Annotated in this window: 16 protein-coding genes; 11 read left to right on the forward strand and 5 right to left on the reverse strand. The window is 65.2% G+C overall.

What is annotated here, in order from left to right:
* Positions 1–84 precede the first annotated feature (84 nt).
* The 6 genes from ACZ899_RS24530 to ACZ899_RS24555 all read left to right on the forward strand — a co-directional run bounded on the left by ACZ899_RS24530 (position 85) and on the right by ACZ899_RS24555 (position 6,938).
* Complete coding sequence (locus ACZ899_RS24530; RefSeq protein WP_203650929.1) at positions 85–1,371, forward strand: ABC transporter substrate-binding protein; 1,287 nt, start codon at positions 85–87, stop codon at positions 1,369–1,371.
* A 163-nt stretch (positions 1,372–1,534) separates the two neighbouring features.
* A complete protein-coding gene (locus ACZ899_RS24535) occupies positions 1,535–2,443 on the forward strand; it encodes a carbohydrate ABC transporter permease (protein WP_050704143.1) in 909 nt (302 codons plus the stop codon).
* Positions 2,436–3,281 carry a carbohydrate ABC transporter permease gene (locus ACZ899_RS24540; RefSeq protein WP_084943463.1) on the forward strand — a complete coding sequence of 282 codons (846 nt, stop codon included), beginning with the start codon at positions 2,436–2,438 and terminating at the stop codon, positions 3,279–3,281. The genes ACZ899_RS24535 and ACZ899_RS24540 overlap by 8 nt, the downstream gene beginning before the upstream one ends.
* 3 nt (positions 3,282–3,284) lie before the next feature.
* Positions 3,285–4,433, forward strand: a complete 1,149-nt coding sequence (locus ACZ899_RS24545; protein ID WP_234561704.1) for an ABC transporter ATP-binding protein — start codon at positions 3,285–3,287, stop codon at positions 4,431–4,433.
* 188 nt (positions 4,434–4,621) lie between these two features.
* A complete protein-coding gene (locus ACZ899_RS24550) occupies positions 4,622–5,965 on the forward strand; it encodes a carbohydrate porin (protein WP_234561703.1) in 1,344 nt (447 codons plus the stop codon).
* Positions 5,966–6,083: 118 nt separating this feature from the next.
* Positions 6,084–6,938, forward strand: a complete 855-nt coding sequence (locus ACZ899_RS24555; RefSeq protein ID WP_234561702.1) for a D-hexose-6-phosphate mutarotase — start codon at positions 6,084–6,086, stop codon at positions 6,936–6,938.
* Here ACZ899_RS24555 and hexR read toward each other — a convergent pair.
* Positions 6,931–7,794, reverse strand: a complete 864-nt coding sequence (gene hexR / locus ACZ899_RS24560) for a DNA-binding transcriptional regulator HexR (RefSeq protein ID WP_172402443.1) — start codon at positions 7,792–7,794, stop codon at positions 6,931–6,933. The two genes, ACZ899_RS24555 and hexR, sit on opposite strands and share 8 nt — an antisense overlap.
* 191 nt (positions 7,795–7,985) lie before the next feature.
* Between hexR and zwf the strand changes: the two genes are divergently transcribed.
* The 3 genes from zwf to ACZ899_RS24575 are packed head-to-tail and all read left to right on the forward strand — an operon-like array spanning position 7,986 to position 10,847.
* The gene (gene zwf, locus ACZ899_RS24565) at positions 7,986–9,455 is read left to right on the forward strand and encodes a glucose-6-phosphate dehydrogenase (protein WP_234561701.1); all 1,470 of its coding nucleotides are present in this window, start codon (positions 7,986–7,988) and stop codon (positions 9,453–9,455) included.
* Positions 9,442–10,155 carry a 6-phosphogluconolactonase gene (gene pgl / locus ACZ899_RS24570; protein ID WP_234561700.1) on the forward strand — a complete coding sequence of 238 codons (714 nt, stop codon included), beginning with the start codon at positions 9,442–9,444 and terminating at the stop codon, positions 10,153–10,155. The genes zwf and pgl overlap by 14 nt, the downstream gene beginning before the upstream one ends.
* A gap of 17 nt (positions 10,156–10,172) precedes the next feature.
* On the forward strand, positions 10,173–10,847 hold the full coding sequence (locus ACZ899_RS24575; protein ID WP_050704151.1) for a bifunctional 4-hydroxy-2-oxoglutarate aldolase/2-dehydro-3-deoxy-phosphogluconate aldolase: 675 nt from the start codon (positions 10,173–10,175) through the stop codon (positions 10,845–10,847).
* 283 nt (positions 10,848–11,130) lie between these two features.
* Here the strand turns inward: ACZ899_RS24575 and leuA are convergent, their stop codons facing one another.
* The 4 genes from leuA to ACZ899_RS24595 form a co-directional block, all read right to left on the reverse strand.
* On the reverse strand, positions 11,131–12,804 hold the full coding sequence (gene leuA, locus ACZ899_RS24580; RefSeq protein ID WP_234561699.1) for a 2-isopropylmalate synthase: 1,674 nt from the start codon (positions 12,802–12,804) through the stop codon (positions 11,131–11,133).
* A gap of 418 nt (positions 12,805–13,222) precedes the next feature.
* Positions 13,223–14,050 carry a M23 family metallopeptidase gene (locus ACZ899_RS24585; RefSeq protein WP_234561698.1) on the reverse strand — a complete coding sequence of 276 codons (828 nt, stop codon included), beginning with the start codon at positions 14,048–14,050 and terminating at the stop codon, positions 13,223–13,225.
* A gap of 3 nt (positions 14,051–14,053) precedes the next feature.
* Complete coding sequence (gene xseA / locus ACZ899_RS24590) at positions 14,054–15,433, reverse strand: exodeoxyribonuclease VII large subunit (protein ID WP_234561697.1); 1,380 nt, start codon at positions 15,431–15,433, stop codon at positions 14,054–14,056.
* A gap of 122 nt (positions 15,434–15,555) precedes the next feature.
* Positions 15,556–16,434, reverse strand: coding sequence for a LysR family transcriptional regulator (locus ACZ899_RS24595; RefSeq protein ID WP_234561696.1), 879 nt, complete (start codon positions 16,432–16,434; stop codon positions 15,556–15,558).
* 97 nt (positions 16,435–16,531) lie between these two features.
* Between ACZ899_RS24595 and ACZ899_RS24600 the strand changes: the two genes are divergently transcribed.
* Positions 16,532–17,287, forward strand: coding sequence for a sulfite exporter TauE/SafE family protein (locus tag ACZ899_RS24600; RefSeq protein ID WP_234561695.1), 756 nt, complete (start codon positions 16,532–16,534; stop codon positions 17,285–17,287).
* A 50-nt stretch (positions 17,288–17,337) separates the two neighbouring features.
* Positions 17,338–17,895: a sugar ABC transporter ATPase gene (locus ACZ899_RS24605; protein WP_234561694.1), complete on the forward strand. Its 558-nt coding sequence runs from the start codon at positions 17,338–17,340 to the stop codon at positions 17,893–17,895.
* Positions 17,896–17,970: the final 75 nt, after the last annotated feature.

Consider the following 17,970-nt stretch of genomic DNA (forward strand, 5'->3'; position numbering starts at 1 on the left):
ACCTGAAGGCTGGCGCGGGCTCCTTACACTCCATGCCATGCAAGCGACAGTCTTGCCTCGCATAACAACAAGAAAGGTATTCCCATGCATTCGACGCTTCGTCTCGCCGCCGCGATCTCCTTCGCCTCCCTGTTCTCCCTCAGTGCCCAGGCCGCCGACTCCAAAGGCAGCGTGGAAGTCGTCCATTGGTGGACCTCCGGCGGCGAAAAGGCCGCGGTCGATGTGCTCAAGGCCCAGGTCGAGAAGGACGGTTTCATCTGGAAGGACGGCGCCGTGGCCGGCGGTGGTGGCGCCACCGCCATGACCGTGCTCAAGAGCCGCGCCGTGGCCGGTAACCCGCCTGGAGTCGCGCAGATCAAAGGGCCGGATATCCAGGATTGGGCCGCCACCGGCCTGCTCGATCCCGATGTGCTCAAGGACGTGGCCAAGGAAGAGAAGTGGGACAGCCTGCTCGACAAGAAGGTCGCCGACACCGTGAAGTACGACGGCGACTACGTGGCCGTGCCGGTGAACATCCACCGCATCAACTGGTTGTGGATCAACCCGGAAGTGTTCAAGAAGGCCGGCATCGACAAGGCGCCGACCACCCTCGCGGAGTTCTACGCCGCCGGCGATAAGCTCAAGGCTGCCGGTTTCATCCCGCTGGCCCACGGTGGCCAGCCGTGGCAGGACAGCACCGTGTTCGAGAGCGTGGTGCTCTCGGTAATGGGCGTAGAAGGCTACAAGAAAGCGCTGGTCGAACTGGACGAAAAGGCCCTGACCGGCCCCGAGATGGTCAAGGCGCTCACCGAGCTGAAGAAAGTCGCCACCTACATGGACCCTGACGGCAAGGGCCAGGACTGGAACCTGGAGGCGGCCAAGGTCATCAACGGCAAGGCCGGCATGCAGATCATGGGCGACTGGGCCAAGAGCGAATGGACCCTGGCCAAGAAGACCGCCGGCAAGGACTACCAGTGCGTGGCCTTCCCCGGCACCGACCAGGCCTTCCTCTACAACATCGACTCGCTGGTAGTGTTCAAGCAGAAGGACAAGGGCACCGCGGCGGGCCAGCAGGACATCGCCCGCAAGGTGCTGGGCGAGGAGTTCCAGAAGGTCTTCAGCATCAACAAGGGCTCGATCCCGGTGCGTAACGACATGCTCGCCGACATGGGCAAGCATGGCTTCGACAGCTGCGCCCAGACCGCGGCCAAGGACTTCCTGGCCGACGCCAAGTCCGGCGGCCTGCAACCGAGCATGGCGCACAACATGGCCACCACGCTGGCGGTGCAGGGGGCGTTCTTCGATGTGGTGACCAACTACATCAACGATCCGAAGGCCGATCCTGCGGATGCGGCGAAGAAGCTGGCCGCAGCAGTCAACGCCGCCAAGTAGTCAGGCGCCTGTGTAGGAGCGGCCTTGCGCCGCGAAAGGGCCGCAAAGCGGCCCCGGCAATTTCAGTATCTGTGCTGATGCACACGGGCCGCGCTGCGGCCCTTTCGCGGCACAAGGCCGCTCCTACACGCTTATCTGCCTTTCTCGAAACGAGATCTGAACCATGACCACAGCAACCGCCCGCCTGCGGGCCTCCCCCCTGGATGCGCTGCAGCGCTGGCTACCGAAGCTGGTGCTGGCGCCGAGCATGTTCATCGTCCTGGTGGGCTTCTATGGCTACATCCTGTGGACCTTCGTCCTCTCGTTCACCACCTCGACCTTCCTGCCCACCTATAAGTGGGCGGGCCTGGCGCAGTACGCCCGGCTGTTCGATAACGACCGCTGGTGGGTGGCGAGCAAGAACCTGCTGCTGTTCGGCGGCCTGTTCATCGGCATCACCCTGGCCATCGGCGTGTTCCTCGCCGTGTTGCTCGACCAGCGCATCCGCCGCGAAGGTTTCATCCGCACCATTTATCTCTACCCCATGGCCCTGTCGATGATCGTCACCGGCACCGCCTGGAAGTGGCTGCTCAACCCCGGCATGGGCCTGGACAAGCTGCTGCGCGACTGGGGCTGGGAAGGCTTTCGCCTGGACTGGCTGATCGACCCCGACCGCGTGGTCTACTGCCTGGTGATCGCCGCCGTGTGGCAGGCCTCGGGCTTTATCATGGCGATGTTCCTCGCCGGCCTGCGCGGTGTCGACCAGTCGATCATCCGCGCCGCCCAGCTCGATGGCGCCAGCCTGCCGCGCATCTACTGGACCGTGGTGCTGCCCAGCCTGCGCCCGGTGTTCTTCAGCTCGCTGATGATCCTTTCGCACATTGCCATCAAGAGCTTCGACCTGGTGGCGGCGATGACCGCCGGCGGCCCTGGCTACTCCTCGGACCTGCCAGCCATGTTCATGTACTCGTTCACCTTCAGCCGCGGGCAGATGGGCATGGGCTCGGCCAGCGCGATCCTGATGCTCGGCGCCATCCTGGCGATCCTGGTGCCGTACCTGTATTCCGAATTGCGGGGCAAACGCCATGACTAGCCTGACCGACAAACCCGCACTGAACCTCAGCCGTATCGCCATCCACGCCGTGCTGCTGCTGGCCGTGCTGCTGTACCTGGTGCCGCTGGTGGTGATGCTGCTGACCAGCTTCAAGACCCCCGAGGACATCGGCAGCGGCAACCTGCTGAGCTGGCCGACCGCGTTCACCGCCATCGGCTGGAGCAAGGCCTGGGCCACGGTCAGCGGCTACTTCGTCAACTCGATCCTGATCACCGTGCCGGCGGTGCTGATCTCCACGGCCATCGGCGCGCTCAACGGCTATGTGCTGTCGATGTGGCGCTTCCGTGGCTCGCAACTGTTCTTCGGCCTGCTGCTGTTCGGCTGCTTCCTGCCGTTCCAGACCGTGCTGCTGCCGGCCTCGTTCACCCTCGGCAAGCTGGGCCTGGCCAGCACCACCAGCGGGCTGGTGCTGGTGCACGTGGTGTACGGCCTGGCCTTCACCACGCTGTTCTTCCGCAACTATTACGTGAGCATCCCCGAGGCGCTGGTCAAGGCCGCGCGCCTGGACGGCGCCGGGTTCTTCACCATCTTCGGGCGGATCATCCTGCCGATGTCGACGCCGATCATCATGGTCTGCCTGATCTGGCAGTTCACCCAGATCTGGAACGACTTCCTGTTCGGCGTGGTGTTCTCCAGCGGCGACTCGCAACCGATCACCGTGGCCCTCAACAACCTGGTCAACACCAGCACTGGGGCCAAGGAATACAACGTCGACATGGCCGCGGCGATGATCGCCGGGCTGCCGACGCTGTTGGTCTACGTGGTCGCGGGCAAGTATTTCGTGCGCGGGCTGACCGCCGGCGCGGTCAAGGGGTAAGTCATGGCAACACTCGAACTTCGCAATGTGCACAAGACCTACGGCGTGGGCCTGCCGGACACGCTCAAGGACATCCAGCTGGCGATCAAGGACGGCGAGTTCCTGATCCTGGTCGGCCCCTCGGGCTGCGGCAAGTCGACGCTGATGAACTGCATCGCCGGGCTGGAAAGCATCAGCGGCGGGGCGATCCTCATCGATGACGAGGACGTCAGCGGCATGAGCCCCAAGGACCGCGACATCGCCATGGTGTTCCAGTCCTACGCGCTGTACCCGACCATGAACGTGCGCGACAACATCGCCTTCGGCCTGAAGATCCGCAAGATGCCCCAGGCCGCCATCGACAAGGAGGTGGCGCGGGTCGCCAAGTTGCTGCAGATCGAGCACCTGCTCGAGCGCAAGCCCGGGCAGCTGTCCGGCGGCCAGCAACAGCGCGTGGCCATGGGCCGGGCGCTGGCGCGGCGGCCGAAGATCTACCTGTTCGACGAGCCGCTGTCGAACCTCGACGCCAAGCTGCGGGTGGAGATGCGCACCGAGATCAAGCTGATGCACCAGCGGTTGAAAACCACCACGGTGTACGTCACCCACGACCAGATCGAGGCGATGACGCTCGGTGACAAGGTGGCGGTGATGAAGGACGGCATCATCCAGCAGTTCGGCACGCCACAGCAGATCTACAACGACCCGGCCAACCTGTTCGTCGCCAGCTTCATTGGTTCGCCGCCGATGAACTTCATCCCGGTGCGCCTGACCCGGCAGGACGGCCGCGTGCTGGCCCTGCTTGACAGCGGCCAGGCGCGCTGCGAGCTGCCGCTGGGCGTGGCGGCGGACGAACTGGAAGGCCGCGAGATCATCCTCGGCGTGCGTCCGGAGCAGATCACCCTGGGGGCGGAGCAGGGCAATGGCCTGCCGGGCATCCGCGCCGAAGTGCAGGTCACCGAGCCCACCGGGCCGGACCTGCTGGTGTTCGTCACCCTCAACCAGACCAAGGTCTGCTGCCGCCTGGCGCCGGATGTGGCGTGCCGGGTCGGCGACAGCCTCAACCTGCAGTTCGACCCGGCGCGGGTGCTGCTGTTCGACGCCGGCAGCGGCGAACGCCTGGACCTATCTGCCACCGCAGTAAAGGACAACGTGACGCGTTTCAAAGGCCGTTAAGGACGGCGGTCATACCCTGTAGGAGCGGCCTTGCGCCGCGAAAGGGCTGCACAGCAGCCCCAGCAATGCTGAAGGATGCCAAGACCTGGGGCTGCTTCGCAGCCCTTTCGCGGCACAAGGCCGCTCCTACAGAAAAGACCTGGCCGTTAATTCGTTCTGTTAATAACAAGAAAAGAGGACGCAAAGGGATGGAACATCGCAATCGCATCAGGACGCTGGGCTCACTGGCACTGCTGGCCGTGGTCGGCAGCAGCGGGGCCCAGGCCGCCGAGGCTTTCTCGTCGGAATCGAAATGGATGACCGGCGACTGGGGCGGCACCCGCACCGAGTTGCTGGAGAAGGGCTACGACTTCACCCTCGACTACGTCGGCGAGGTGGCCGGCAACCTTAATGGCGGCTACAACGACGACAAGACCGCGCGCTACAGCGACCAGTTCGCCCTCGGCGCGCACCTGGACCTGGAGAAGATCTTCGGTTGGAAGGACACCGAGTTCAAGCTGGCGATCACCGAGCGTAGTGGCCGCAACCTGTCCAACGACCGCATCAGCGACCCGCGTGCTGGGCAGTTCAGCTCGGTGCAGGAAGTCTGGGGCCGGGGCCAGACCTGGCGCCTGACCCAGATGTGGATCAAGCAGAAGTACTTCGAAGGCGCATTGGACGTGAAATTCGGCCGCTTCGGCGAAGGCGAGGACTTCAACAGCTTCCCCTGCGACTTCCAGAACCTGGCCTTCTGCGGCTCGCAGGTGGGCAACTGGGTCGGCGGCATCTGGTACAACTGGCCGGTCAGCCAGTGGGCGCTGCGGGTCAAGTACAACATCACCCCGGAATTCTTCGTCCAGGTCGGCGCCTACGAGCAGAACCCGTCGAACCTGGAGACCGGCAACGGCTTCAAGCTCAGCGGCAGTGGCACCAAGGGCGCGATCCTGCCGGTGGAGGCGGTGTGGTCGCCGAAGGTCAACGGCCTGCCGGGTGAGTACCGCCTGGGCTACTACTACAGCACCGCCAAGGCCGACGATGTGTACGACGACATCAACGGCAACCCGCAGGCGCTGACCGGTGCGGCGTTCAAGTCGCACTCCAGCAAGCACGGCTGGTGGGTGGTGGCGCAGCAGCAGGTCACCGCCCATGCCGGCGACGTCAATCGCGGCCTGAGCCTGTTCGCCAACTTCACCGTGCATGACAAGGCCACCAACGTGGTCGACAACTACCAGCAGGTCGGTCTGGTCTACAAGGGCGCCTTCGACGCTCGGCCCAAGGACGACATCGGCTTCGGCATCGCCCGCATCCACGTCAACGACGACGTGAAGAAGCGCGCCGAGCTGCTCAATGCCCAGAGCGGTATCAATGACTACGACAACCCGGGCTTCAAGCCGCTGCAGCGCACCGAGTACAACGCCGAGCTCTACTACGGCTTCCACGTCACCAACTGGCTGACCGTGCGCCCGAACCTGCAGTACATCAAGAGCCCGGGCGGTGTCGACCAGGTGGATAACGCGCTGGTCGCAGGGTTGAAGATTCAGTCGTCATTCTGAGAAAAATTGTTGTAAATTTACGCCATCCATCTCGACCTCCCGCTAACCACTGGCCAGCAGTGGTTAGCGGGCACGGGTCGAGACAGCGCTATCTCGAACAACAAAAGAGCTTGGAACCATGCCTGAACATCCGCTACATCGCTTCTTCACTTCGCAACGGCCCAGGCCAACCTTCGAGTGGGAGCGTTACCAGCAGCGCGATGTGCTGATCATCGACCACCCGTGCTGCCAGGCGGTGTTCAGCCGCCAGGGCGCGCAACTGCTGCATTTCCAGCCGGCCGGCGAGAAGCCCTGGCTGTGGTGCGCCGAGCAGTGGCCGCAGGTGGGCGCCATCCGCGGTGGCGTGCCGGTGTGTTGGCCGTGGTATGGCCGTCATCCCAGCGAGGACCTGTGGCCGGCCCACGGCTGGGCGCGCCTGCTTGACTGGAAGCTGGTGGACAGCCTTGAGGATGAGCAAGGCGTGACCCTGAAGTGGCGCCTGGACCTGTGCGACTGGCAGGTCGACCTGCACGCCCGGCTCGGCGCGAGCATGGAGCTGAGCCTGAGTACCGAGCACCAGGACAGCGAGCCCTGCCAGTTGAGCCATGCGCTGCTGGCCTACTGGCGAATCAGCGACGTGTCGAAGATAGCGCTGTCCGGGCTCGAGGATATCCAAGGCTACGATCGCCTCAATCGCCAGGCCTGCCGCGAGGATGGCGCGCTGACCCTCAAGGGCGGCTGCCAGAAGGTCTACCCCGGTACACCCAAGGTGCAGTTGCAGGATCCGGCCTGGCAGCGCGAGCTGTGCATCGACACCGGCGACAGCGACGACACCGTGGTCTGGCACCCAGGCAATCGCCCGTTGATGGGCGTGACCGGGCGCGAATGCCAGGGCTTTGTCTGTGTCGAGGCGGCCAGCGGCAGTGGCGAGGGCTTGAGCCTGGCGCCGGGCGAGCGGGCGCACCTGCGGCTGCAGGCGCACCGGCTCAGTTGAGGTCGTCGTCCTCGATCGGGTAGCGACTGGCGTTGAGGCTTTCCTTGATCTTGCGCAGGTGCGGCTGGAAGTCCACGCCGCGGCGCAGGGTCATGCCGGTGGCGAGCACGTCGAGCACGGTGAGCTGGATAATCCGCGAGGTCATCGGCATGTAGATGTCGGTGTCTTCCGGCAGCGGAATGTGCAGGCTCAGGCTGCAGGCCTGGGCCAGGGGCGAGCCGGCGGCGGTCAGGCCGAGCACCGAGGCGCCGTTTTCCCGGGCCAGGCGCGCCACCTCGACCAGTTCGCGGGTACGCCCGGTGTAGGAAATGATCACGAACAGATCGCCGGTGTGGGCCACCGAGGCCAGCATGCGCTGCATCAGCACATCGGCGTGGGCCGACACGGCAAGGTTGAAGCGGAAGAACTTGTGCTGGGCGTCGAGGGCCACGGGGGCCGAGGCGCCAAGGCCGAAGAAGTGGATCTGCCGGGCCTGGATCATCATGTCCACGGCGCGGCTGACCTGCTGCGGGTCGAGCGCCTGGCAGGCGCTGTCCAGCGAGGCGATGGCGCTGCCGAAGATCTTCTGGGTGTAGGCGGCCGGATCATCGTCGGCCTCCACCGCGCGGCTGACATAGGCGGCGCCGCTGGCCAGGCTTTGCGCCAGCTGCAGCTTGAGCTCGGGGTAGCCGCTGACGCCGAACGAGCGGCAGAAGCGGTTGACCGTCGGTTCGCTGACCTTGGCCGCCTGGGCCAGGGCGGCGATGCTGAAGCGGGTGGCCTGTTGTGGGTTGAGCAGGATGACTTCGGCGACTTTGCGTTCGGCCTTGTTCAGCTCGTCGAGGCGGCCCTGGATCTGTTCCAGGAGGTTACGCACGCGGTCCATGGTGTGTCCTTGGGTCGGGAAGCAGGCTTTTTGCGCTGGCGTGTATCGTACTGTCGGTAAGATTGTCACACCACTTGTCTGTAATAGCTGTATTCGATGTTGTGGTTTTTACTACATTAACCCTTGAAAAGCAGGGTTGAAACCGGTATTCCTAGTCCAACATTTATAAAAGAACCAACATCATGGCTGCGATCAGTGTCGAACCCTGCACCTTCGCCCTCTTTGGCGCCCTCGGCGACCTGGCGTTGCGCAAGCTGTTTCCCGCGCTCTACCAGCTCGACCGCGCCGACCTCCTGCACCCGGACACCCGCCTGCTGGCCCTGGCCCGCGAGCCGGGCAACGTGCAGGAACACCTGGACAACATCGAAGCCCATCTGCGTCGGCATGTGCCGGAGGCGGAGATCGATGCCGCTTCCCTGGGGCGCTTCCTCGGGCGCCTGAGCTACCTGCACCTGGACTTCGTCGAGCCCGAGGGCTACCAGGCCCTGGCCGAAAAGGCGCCGAGCGGGCAGCCGCTGATCGCCTACTTCGCCACGGCGGCGGCAGTCTACGGCGCGATCTGCGAGAACCTCGACAAGGCCGGTCTGGCCTCGCGCACCCGGGTGGTGCTGGAAAAGCCCATCGGCCATGATCTGGAGTCGTCGCGTCGGGTCAACGACGCCGTGGCGCGGTTCTTCCCCGAGAGCCGGGTCTACCGCATCGACCACTACCTGGGCAAGGAAACGGTGCAGAACCTGATCGCCCTGCGCTTTGCCAACAGCCTGTTCGAAACCCAGTGGAACCAGAATTCCATCTCCCATGTGGAGATCACCGTGGCCGAGAAGGTCGGCATCGAGGGCCGCTGGGGCTACTTCGACAAGGCCGGCCAGCTGCGCGACATGATCCAGAACCACCTGTTGCAGCTGCTCTGCCTGATCGCCATGGACCCGCCCAGCGACCTGTCGGCCGACAGCATCCGCGACGAGAAGGTCAAGGTGCTCAAGGCACTGGCACCGATCACCGGCGAAGGCCTGAGCACCCATGTGGTGCGCGGCCAGTACATCGCCGGCTTCAGCGACGGCAAGCCGGTGCCGGGCTACCTGGAAGAGGACAACGCCAACGCCCAGAGCGACACCGAGACCTTCGTCGCCCTGCGCGCCGATATCCGCAACTGGCGCTGGTCGGGCGTGCCGTTCTACCTGCGCACCGGCAAGCGCATGCCGCAGAAACTGTCGCAGATCGTCATCCACTTCAAGGAAACCCCACACTACATCTTCGCTCCGGAACAGCGTTTGCAGATCGGCAACAAGCTGATCATCCGCCTGCAACCGGACGAAGGCATTTCGCTGCGGGTGATGACCAAGGAGCAGGGCCTGGACAAGGGCATGCAGCTGCGCAGCGGTCCGCTGCAGCTGAATTTCTCCGACACCTGGCGCAGCGCGCGGATTCCCGACGCCTACGAGCGTCTGCTGCTGGAGGTGATGCGCGGCAACCAGAACCTGTTCGTGCGCAAGGACGAGATCGAATACGCCTGGAAATGGTGCGATCAGCTGATCGCTGGCTGGAAGACCAGCGGCGACGCGCCCAAGCCCTATGCGGCCGGTTCCTGGGGGCCGATGAGCTCGATTGCATTGATCACTCGTGATGGGAGGGCCTGGTATGGCGATATCTGAACTGCAACTGCCGGCGACGGTGAAGGCGCATCAGCTGGCTGATGCGAAAACCCTGGCGGCGACCCTGGCCCATGATGTGGCCGAGCGCCTGCGCCAGGCCATCGCCAGCAAGGGCCAGGCCTGCGTGGTGCTGTCCGGCGGCCGCAGCCCGGTGCCGTTTCTCGAGAAACTGGCGGCAGAGGTGCTGGACTGGTCGAAAGTCACCGTGAGCCTGGCGGACGAGCGCTGGGTGCCGGTGGCGCACGACGACAGCAACGCCGGCCTGCTGGCGCGCCACCTGCTCAAGGGCGGTGCGGCCAAGGCGCGCTTCATCGGCCTGTACCAGAGCGCCGCGACCCTGGAGGCCGCCGCCGAGCAGGCCGATCAGGTGCTCGCCGACCTGCCGCCGATCGATGTGCTGGTGCTGGGCATGGGCGACGACGGCCACACGGCCTCGCTGTTCCCGGCCAGCCCCAACCTGCGCCAGGGCCTGGCCAAGGTCGGCGAGCGTCGCTGCCTGCCGATGCTGGCGCCAAGCGTGCCGCACCAGCGCCTGAGCATGACCCGCGCGCTGCTGGCCAGCGCCGGCTTCATCGCCCTGTCCGTGCAAGGCGCGGGCAAGCTCGCCACCCTGCGTGCCGCCCTGACGGCGGAAGACCCAACCGAAATGCCGATTCGCGCCTTTCTTCACGACCCCCTGGACATCTACTGGTGCCCATGAGCCAAGGACCCATTGTCATGACCACCCTCGAACGCCCACAGCCTTTGCTCTCGATGGCCGACAAAGCCGCGCGGATCGACGCGATCTGCGACAAGGCGCGCATCCTGCCGGTGATCACCATCGCCCGTGAGGAAGACATCCTGCCCCTGGCCGACGCCCTGGCCGCCGGCGGCATCCGCACCCTGGAAGTGACCCTGCGCTCGCAGCACGGCCTGAAGGCCATCCAGGTACTGCGCGAGCAGCGTCCGGAACTGTGCGTCGGCGCCGGTACCGTGCTCGACCGTGGCATGTTCGCCGCCGTCGAGGCCGCGGGCGCGCAGTTCGTCGTCACCCCGGGCATCACCCAGGACATTCTCGAGGCGGGCGTGGACAGCGACATTCCGCTGCTGCCGGGCATCAGCACGCCGTCGGAGATCATGATGGGCTATGCCCTCGGCTACCGTCGCTTCAAGCTGTTCCCGGCGGAGATCAGTGGTGGCGTGGCGGCGATCAAGGCCTTTGCCGGCCCGTTCGGCGACATTCGCTTCTGCCCGACCGGCGGGGTGAACCCGGCCAACGTGCGCAACTACATGGCCCTGCCCAATGTGATGTGCGTGGGCGGCACCTGGATGCTCGACAGCAGCTGGATCAAGAACGGCGACTGGGCGCGGATCGAGGCGTGCAGCGCCGAGGCGATGGCGTTGCTGGACTGACAGATTTCGTTGTGTGCTACACGGCTTGTGGGGCGCTTGGTCGGCGCCCCTTTTTTTCGCCTGCAGTTGCGCCTTGCAGGGTGGCCGATCGCCCTGTAGGAGCGGCCTTGTGCCGCGAAAGGGGCGCGCAGCGGCCCTGGTTTCAGTGTTCATGCAAAGATCGCTGGGGCCGCGTTGCGGCCCTTTCGCGGCACAAGGCCGCTCCTACATGGGCGGACGCAGGCCAAAGCAACAGGCATGAAAAAGCCCGCATCATGTGCGGGCTTCGTTCATCGGCGATGGCTTACGCCGCCTTCGCCTGCTGCTGGCTCAGCGAGCGGTTCAGCGCGCTGAACAGCGCCTTGAAGCTGGCGGTGGTGATGTTCTCGTCGATGCCCACGCCGTGCACCGGACGCCCACCGGCCACGCGCAGTTCGATGTAGGCCGCCGCCTTGGCGTTGGTGCCGGCACCGATGGCGTGCTCGTTGTAGTCCATGATCTCCACGCTGACCGGCAAGCCGGCCACCAGCGCTTCCAGGGCGCCGTTGCCCTTGCCGTGCCAGTGCAGGGTGGTCTCGCCTTCACCGGAAACTTCCACCTGCACGTGGCTGCTGCCGTTCTCTTCCTGCAGGCGGTGGCTGACCAGCGCATACGGTGCATTGGCCTGGAGGTATTCCTTCTGCAGCAGCTTGTAGATCTGCTCGGCGGTCATTTCCAGGCCGAGACGGTCGGTCTCGCCCTGTACCACCTGGCTGAACTCGATCTGCATGCGGCGCGGCAAGCTGATGCCGTACTCCTGCTCGAGCAGGTAGGTGATGCCGCCCTTGCCCGACTGGCTGTTGACGCGGATCACCGCCTCGTAGCTGCGGCCGATGTCGGCCGGGTCGATCGGCAGGTACGGTACCTCCCACAATTCGCTGTCCTGCTGCTTGGCGAAGCCCTTGCGGATGGCGTCCTGGTGCGAGCCGGAGAAGGCGGTGTGGACCAGGTCGCCGACGTACGGGTGACGCGGGTGCACCGGCAGCTGGTTGCACTCCTCGACGACCTTGCGCACGCCGTCGATGTCGGAGAAGTCCAGCTGCGGGTCGATGCCCTGGGTGTAGAGGTTCAGCGCCAGGGTCACCAGGTCGACGTTGCCGGTGCGCTCGCCGTTGCCGAACAGGCAGCCTTCGGCACGGTCGGCGCCGGCCATCAGGCCCAACTCGGTGGCGGCGATGCCAGTGCCACGGTCGTTGTGGGTGTGCAGGCTGATGATCACGCTGTCGCGACGGTTGATGTTGCGGCAGAACCATTCGATCTGGTCGGCGTAGACGTTCGGCGTGGCGACTTCGACGGTGGCCGGCAGGTTGAGGATGATCTTGTGCTCGGGGGTCGGGTTCCACACCTCGATCACCGCATCGCACACTTCCTTGGCGAACTCCAGTTCGGTGGCGCTGAAGGTTTCCGGCGAGTACTGGAAGGTCCACTGGGTATTCGGCTGCTGCGCGGCGTACTTGACGAACAGCTTGGCGGCGTTGACCGCGATGTCCTTCACGCCCTGCTTGTCCTGGTTGAAGACGATGCGGCGGAACGACGGGCAGGTGGCGTTGTACAGGTGCACGATGGCCTTCTTGGCCCCACGCAGGGACTCGAAGGTACGGGCGATCAGGTCTTCACGGGCCTGGGTCAGCACCTGGATGGTGGTGTCGTCCGGGATGTGGCCGTCTTCGATCAGGGTGCGCACAAAGTCGAAGTCGGTCTGCGAGGCCGACGGGAACGACGCTTCGATTTCCTTCACGCCCACCTGCACCAGGGTCTTCCAGAACCGCAGCTTCTTCTCCGAGTCCATCGGCTCGATCAGCGACTGGTTGCCATCACGCAGGTCGGAACTGCACCAGATCGGCGCCTGGGTGATGGTCTTCGACGGCCAGGTACGGTTGGGCAGGTCGATGGTCGGGAACGCGCGGTACTTCTTCGATGGGTCTTTGAGCATGGTCATGAAAGCAATCCTTTTATGTGCGGCCGTGATCGGGCCTGCCAAACGAAAACGAGAGAAAAAGGCGAGGCGACGCGATTCACCCTGGTAGTCGGGCGCTGACCAGGCAGAGGCTGCGATGTTGTCGGAGCAGGGTGCTGAAGATGTTCATAGGCTCAACCCTAACCAGTGGGTTGGGGGATGGCAAGCACTGCGAGGAAATTGAGAGAAATGCTTAAAAAATGCGATTTCTCGAGATTTTATGGCTGATATTTTTGTTCGGTTTCTTTAATGTTGCGCAGTATTTTTCGATGGCGCAACACAAAGTGATTGATGTTGGCCGTGCCGGCCCCTTCGCGGGTAAACCCGCTCCCACAGGTACGGCGCCATTCCTGTGGGAGCGGGTTTACCCGCGAAGAGGCCGGCCCAGATGGCACAGGACTCAGGGCTGGAACGCGCCGATGAAGATTGCCGGATCCACCCGCGCATCGTTGAGGCTGACGTTCCAGTGCATGTGCGGCCCGGTCGCCCGGCCGGTGGAGCCCACGCGGCCGACCACCTCGCCACGGCGCAGCACCTGCCCCGGCTTCACGTCGATCTTCGACATGTGGCAGAACATGCTGATGAAGCCCTGGCCATGGTCGACGAACACCGTGCGGCCATTGAAGAAGTAGTCGCCCACCAGGATCACCTTGCCATTGGCCGGGGTCTTGATCGGCGTGCCGGCGGGCACGGCGAAATCCAGGCCGGCATGGGGGTTGCGCTCCTCGCCGTTGAAGAAGCGGCGCACGCCGAACTTGCTCGACAGCGGGCCGTTGACCGGCTTGTCGAGGATCAGGTTGCTCGGCAGGGTCGGGCTGAAACTGCGGTAGGCCTTGATCTGCTCGGCCAGCTCGCGGTCGATGCGCTTGAGGTCCTCGGGCTCGGGGTTGACCTGGCGCTTGTTCTTCAGGGTGATGTGCTGTTCGGGGTATTTCTTGCTGCCCACGCTGAAGCGGATGTCGCGCCCACCCTGGCTGAGCACGGCGCTGCCGGGCTTCTGGGTGAGTGGGATGCCGACGATGGCCAGCCAGTTGTCCTGCTCCTTCACCACCAGCACCGGCTTGCCGTCGAAGCGGGCCGTGGGGGCGCTGGTGGAGGGGCCCAGGTCGATCACTGCCACGCCGCCGGGCACCGGCTTGTCGAGGGTGCGGGTGATGTAGCTGGCCTGGGCCGCGGTAAGTGGCAGCAGCAGGGCAAAAGCGAGCAGGGGCGCGAACAGGCGGGGCATGTGTCAGTCCAGTAGGGAGAGGGTGACCGGAGTCTGGTGGTTGTCCTCGACCCGCACCTTGAGCTCGCCTTCGTTGAGACGGGCGGTCAGGCGCTGGCCGTTGTGGGTCTGCGCGGCGCTGCGGATGGCCTGGCCGCGCTCGTCGAGGAGGATGCTGTAACCGCGGGCGAGGGTGGCCAATGGGCTGACCACCTGCAGCGTCTGCAACTGCGCCTGGAAGCGCTGTCGCCGGTCCTTGATCACCTCGCGCATGGCCCGTGGCAGGCGTTCGGCCAGGCTGTCCAGGCGTTGCTTGAGCAGTTTCAGGTTGCGTCCCGGGTGTTGCGCGGCCAGGCGCATGTCCAGGCGGCCGAGGCGTTCGTGGCGTTGGCTCATGGTCAGCGCGAAGGCGCGGCGCAGGCGCATGTCCAGGTCATCCAGGCGCTGGGCCTGCTGGCGCAGGCGCTCGCCCGGGTGGCGCAGACGCCGGGCCAGGCCCTCCACGCGCAGGCGGTCATGGGCCAGGCGGCTCTGCATGCGCAGCAACAGGCGCCGCTGCAGGCTGTCCAGGCGTTGTTGCAGGCCGCTGCTGTCGGGGGCGAGCAGCTCGGCGGCGGCCGAAGGCGTGGGGGCGCGCACATCGGCGACGAAGTCGCTGATCGACACGTCGGTTTCATGGCCCACGGCGCTGACGATCGGCGTCACGCAGGCGGCCACGGCACGGGCCACGGCCTCTTCGTTGAAGCACCAGAGGTCTTCCAGCGAGCCGCCGCCACGGGCCAGGATCAGCGCGTCGAAGCCCTGCCGGTCGGCCATCTGCAAGGCACGGACGATCTGTGCGATGGCCTCGCGGCCTTGCACGGCGGTAGGGATCAGATTGAGTTCGACCTGCGGCGCGCGGCGGCGGAACACGCTGATGATGTCGCGGATCACCGCGCCGGTGGGCGAGGTGACGATGCCGATGCGCTGCGGGTGGGCCGGCAGCAGCTGCTTGCGTTCGGTACTGAACAGCCCCTCGGCGCCGAGCTTTTCCTTCAGTGCCTCGAAGGCCAGGCGCAGGGCGCCGTCACCGGCCGGTTCGACGGTGTCGAGGATCAGCTGGTAGTCGCCGCGGCCCTCGAACAGCGAAACCTTGCCGCGCACCTTTACCGCCAGGCCGTCACGCAGGGCCTGGCGCACACGGGCGGCGTTCTGCCGGAACAGCGCGCAGCGGATCTGCGCGCCGCTGTCCTTGAGTGTGAAGTACATGTGGCCGGAGGCCGGGCGGGCGAGGTTGGAAATCTCGCCTTCCACCCAGACGCTGCGGAACACGTCCTCGAGCAGCACGCGGGCGCGGCCGTTGAGCTGGCTGACGGTGAGGACCTCGCGGTCCAGGCCGAGTCGTTCGAAGGGGTCTCTGATCATGCCGGGCATCATAAAGGAGCGAAGGCCTGGTTGTCTGTGCCGGCCTCTATCGCGGGGCAAGCCCGCTCCCACGCACATACGACCTAGGGCGTGGGAGCGGGCTTGCCCCGCGATAGAGGCCTTCAGCCTTGCATGATCGCCACGAACTGACGCACCAACTCCCCGGCATCCCGCCGGCAAGCCAGCGCCACGGTACTTTGGCACGCCTCGACCAACGGCACGAAACGCACCAATGGCGGGGCGATCTCGCGCATGCTCGCCGGCAGCAATGCCACCCCGAACCCGGCCTGGATCAACTGCAGTTGCGTGGTCTTGCGCGACACCACCTGCGCCGCCTGGGGATAGAATCCCTCGTTCATGCACAGCGACGCCGACAGGTAGCTCAACCCGCCGCGCTGGCGATGGGGAATGGAAATGAAGCGCTCCTCGCGCAGTTGCCCCAGCCGAACACTGCCCGCCGTGGCCAGTGGGTGGTTCGCCGCCACCGCCAGCAGCAGGGGCTCGTCGAACAACGCATGCAGCTCCACGCCCTCATGCTGGCGCAGCACTGGCAGGCGCAGCAGGCCGATTTCCAGGCGGCCCTCGGCGATGTCCTCCAGTTGCGCCTCCGACGATTGCTGGGCGATCTCCAGGGAGACGCCGGGGTTGTCCTCGAGGTAGGTGCCGAGGCGCTGCAGCAGTTGCCCAGTCAATGGCACGGTACTGGAGTGGTTCAGCCGCAGGCTGCCGCGCAGGCCCTGGCCGACCTCGCGGGCCAGGCGTTCGGCCTTGTCCAGGTCGGCCAGCAGGCGCCGGGCGCGGTCGAGGAAGGCCAGCCCGGCGGCGGTCAGCCGTGGCTGGCGAGCGGTGCGCTCGAACAGTGCGGACCCCAGGTGCAGCTCCAGCTCCTTGATCTGTCGGCTGAGGGCCGACTGGGCGATGTACAGCCGCTCGGCGGCGGCACTGAAGCTGCCGGCCTCGGCAATTTCGACGAAATAGCGCAGCTGACGGATCGAAGTCATGTCATGCCTTTTCCAGATGGCTCATGGCGTAAAGGCATATTAGTCGGCATGGCTTGTCGCTGGCTAACCTTCAGTGGTCTCCCGAGGAACTGTCGCGATGTTCGCTCAATTGTCGTTTTCCACGCTCGACTGGCTACCCATCCTGCTGGGTGTGGGGGTGGCCTATATCGTCTTCGGCATCGCCGGCTTCGGCACCGCGCTGGTCGCCGGCCCCGTGCTGATCCACTTCATGCCGTTGTCGCGGATCATTCCGTTGCTGGTGTTGCTGGACTTCGTCGCCGCCTTCGGCAACCTGCTGCCGTCGCGGCGTGACGTGGTGCGCGGCGAGTTACTGCGGCTGCTGCCGTTCATGGCCGTGGGCTGCACCCTGGGCGTCGTGTTCCTGCTGCGCCTGAAGTCGGATGTGCTGCTGTTGCTGATGGGGCTGTTCGTCACTGCCTACGCGGTCTATGGCCTGGCGGTGAAGGTGCGGCCGACGAGCTTGTCGGGCGCCTGGGCGGTGCCCATGGGCACGGTGGGCGGGTTGTTCGGCGCCCTGTTCGGCAGTGGTGGTTTTTTGTACGCGATCTACCTCAGCGCACGGCTGGAGGCCAAGGAGCAGGTGCGGGCGACCCAGGTCGCGCTGATCAGTTGCAGCACGGTGGTGCGCCTGTCGTTGTTCCTGATCGCCGGGGTGTATGCCGACACCGACCTGTTGCTGCTGGCCGCCTGCCTGCTGCCGGTGATGTTCGTCGGTACCTGGTTGGGCCGACGGCTGACCCTGAAGCTGTCCCGCGAGGCCTTCGTGCGGCTGGTCACCTGGCTGGTGCTGGCCAGCGGCCTGGCATTGATCGGTCGCTACCTGAGCGCCTGAGCAGACGGTAGAATCGAATGATTACCGCAGTTCGTAGGCCCGCCCCAAGCATGAACACCCAGAGCATCATCGTCCCCAAGCTGTCCACCGTGCCGGTTCACGAAGCCCGTGCCCGCGCCATCCTGCGCTGGCTGGTGCGCGAGAAGATCGTCGAGGAGCAATTGAGCACCTGCGGTCGCACCGGCAATCGCATGGGCCATGCCCTGGCCGAAGGGGCGCGCAAGGTGGCCCTGCACCCCGAGAAGCTGCCGTTCGGCGCACAGGTCAATGGCCTTGAGGTGATGCTCAAGCGCTGCATCTATACCCCTACCGACGGATTTCTCGGGGAGGCCGGCTGCCCGGAATGCCGGCGGGAGGTGGGCGAGCCGCTGTTCGAGAGCCTGGAGGAATGGATGCCGGGGGTGAGCGACAACTTCACCTGCCCGCTGTGCGGATTCGAGGATGACATCAATGGATTTCTCTACCTGCAGCCGTGTGCCTTTTCCAACCTGGGGTTCATCTTCAACAACTGGGGCGAGGCCGGGTTCACCCAGGCCTTCCTCGACAGCTTCGCCGACTGGCTGGACCAGCCGGTGGCGGTGGTGCAGGTAAAACTGCCGCAAGGCTGACCGAAGGCCCTTATTTTGCATTGAGCGGCGCGCCATGGATGGGTATAATGGCGCGCTTCCATTTTTCCCCTTCCG

The sequence above is a fragment of the Pseudomonas sp. TE31087 genome (genome assembly GCF_057284075.1).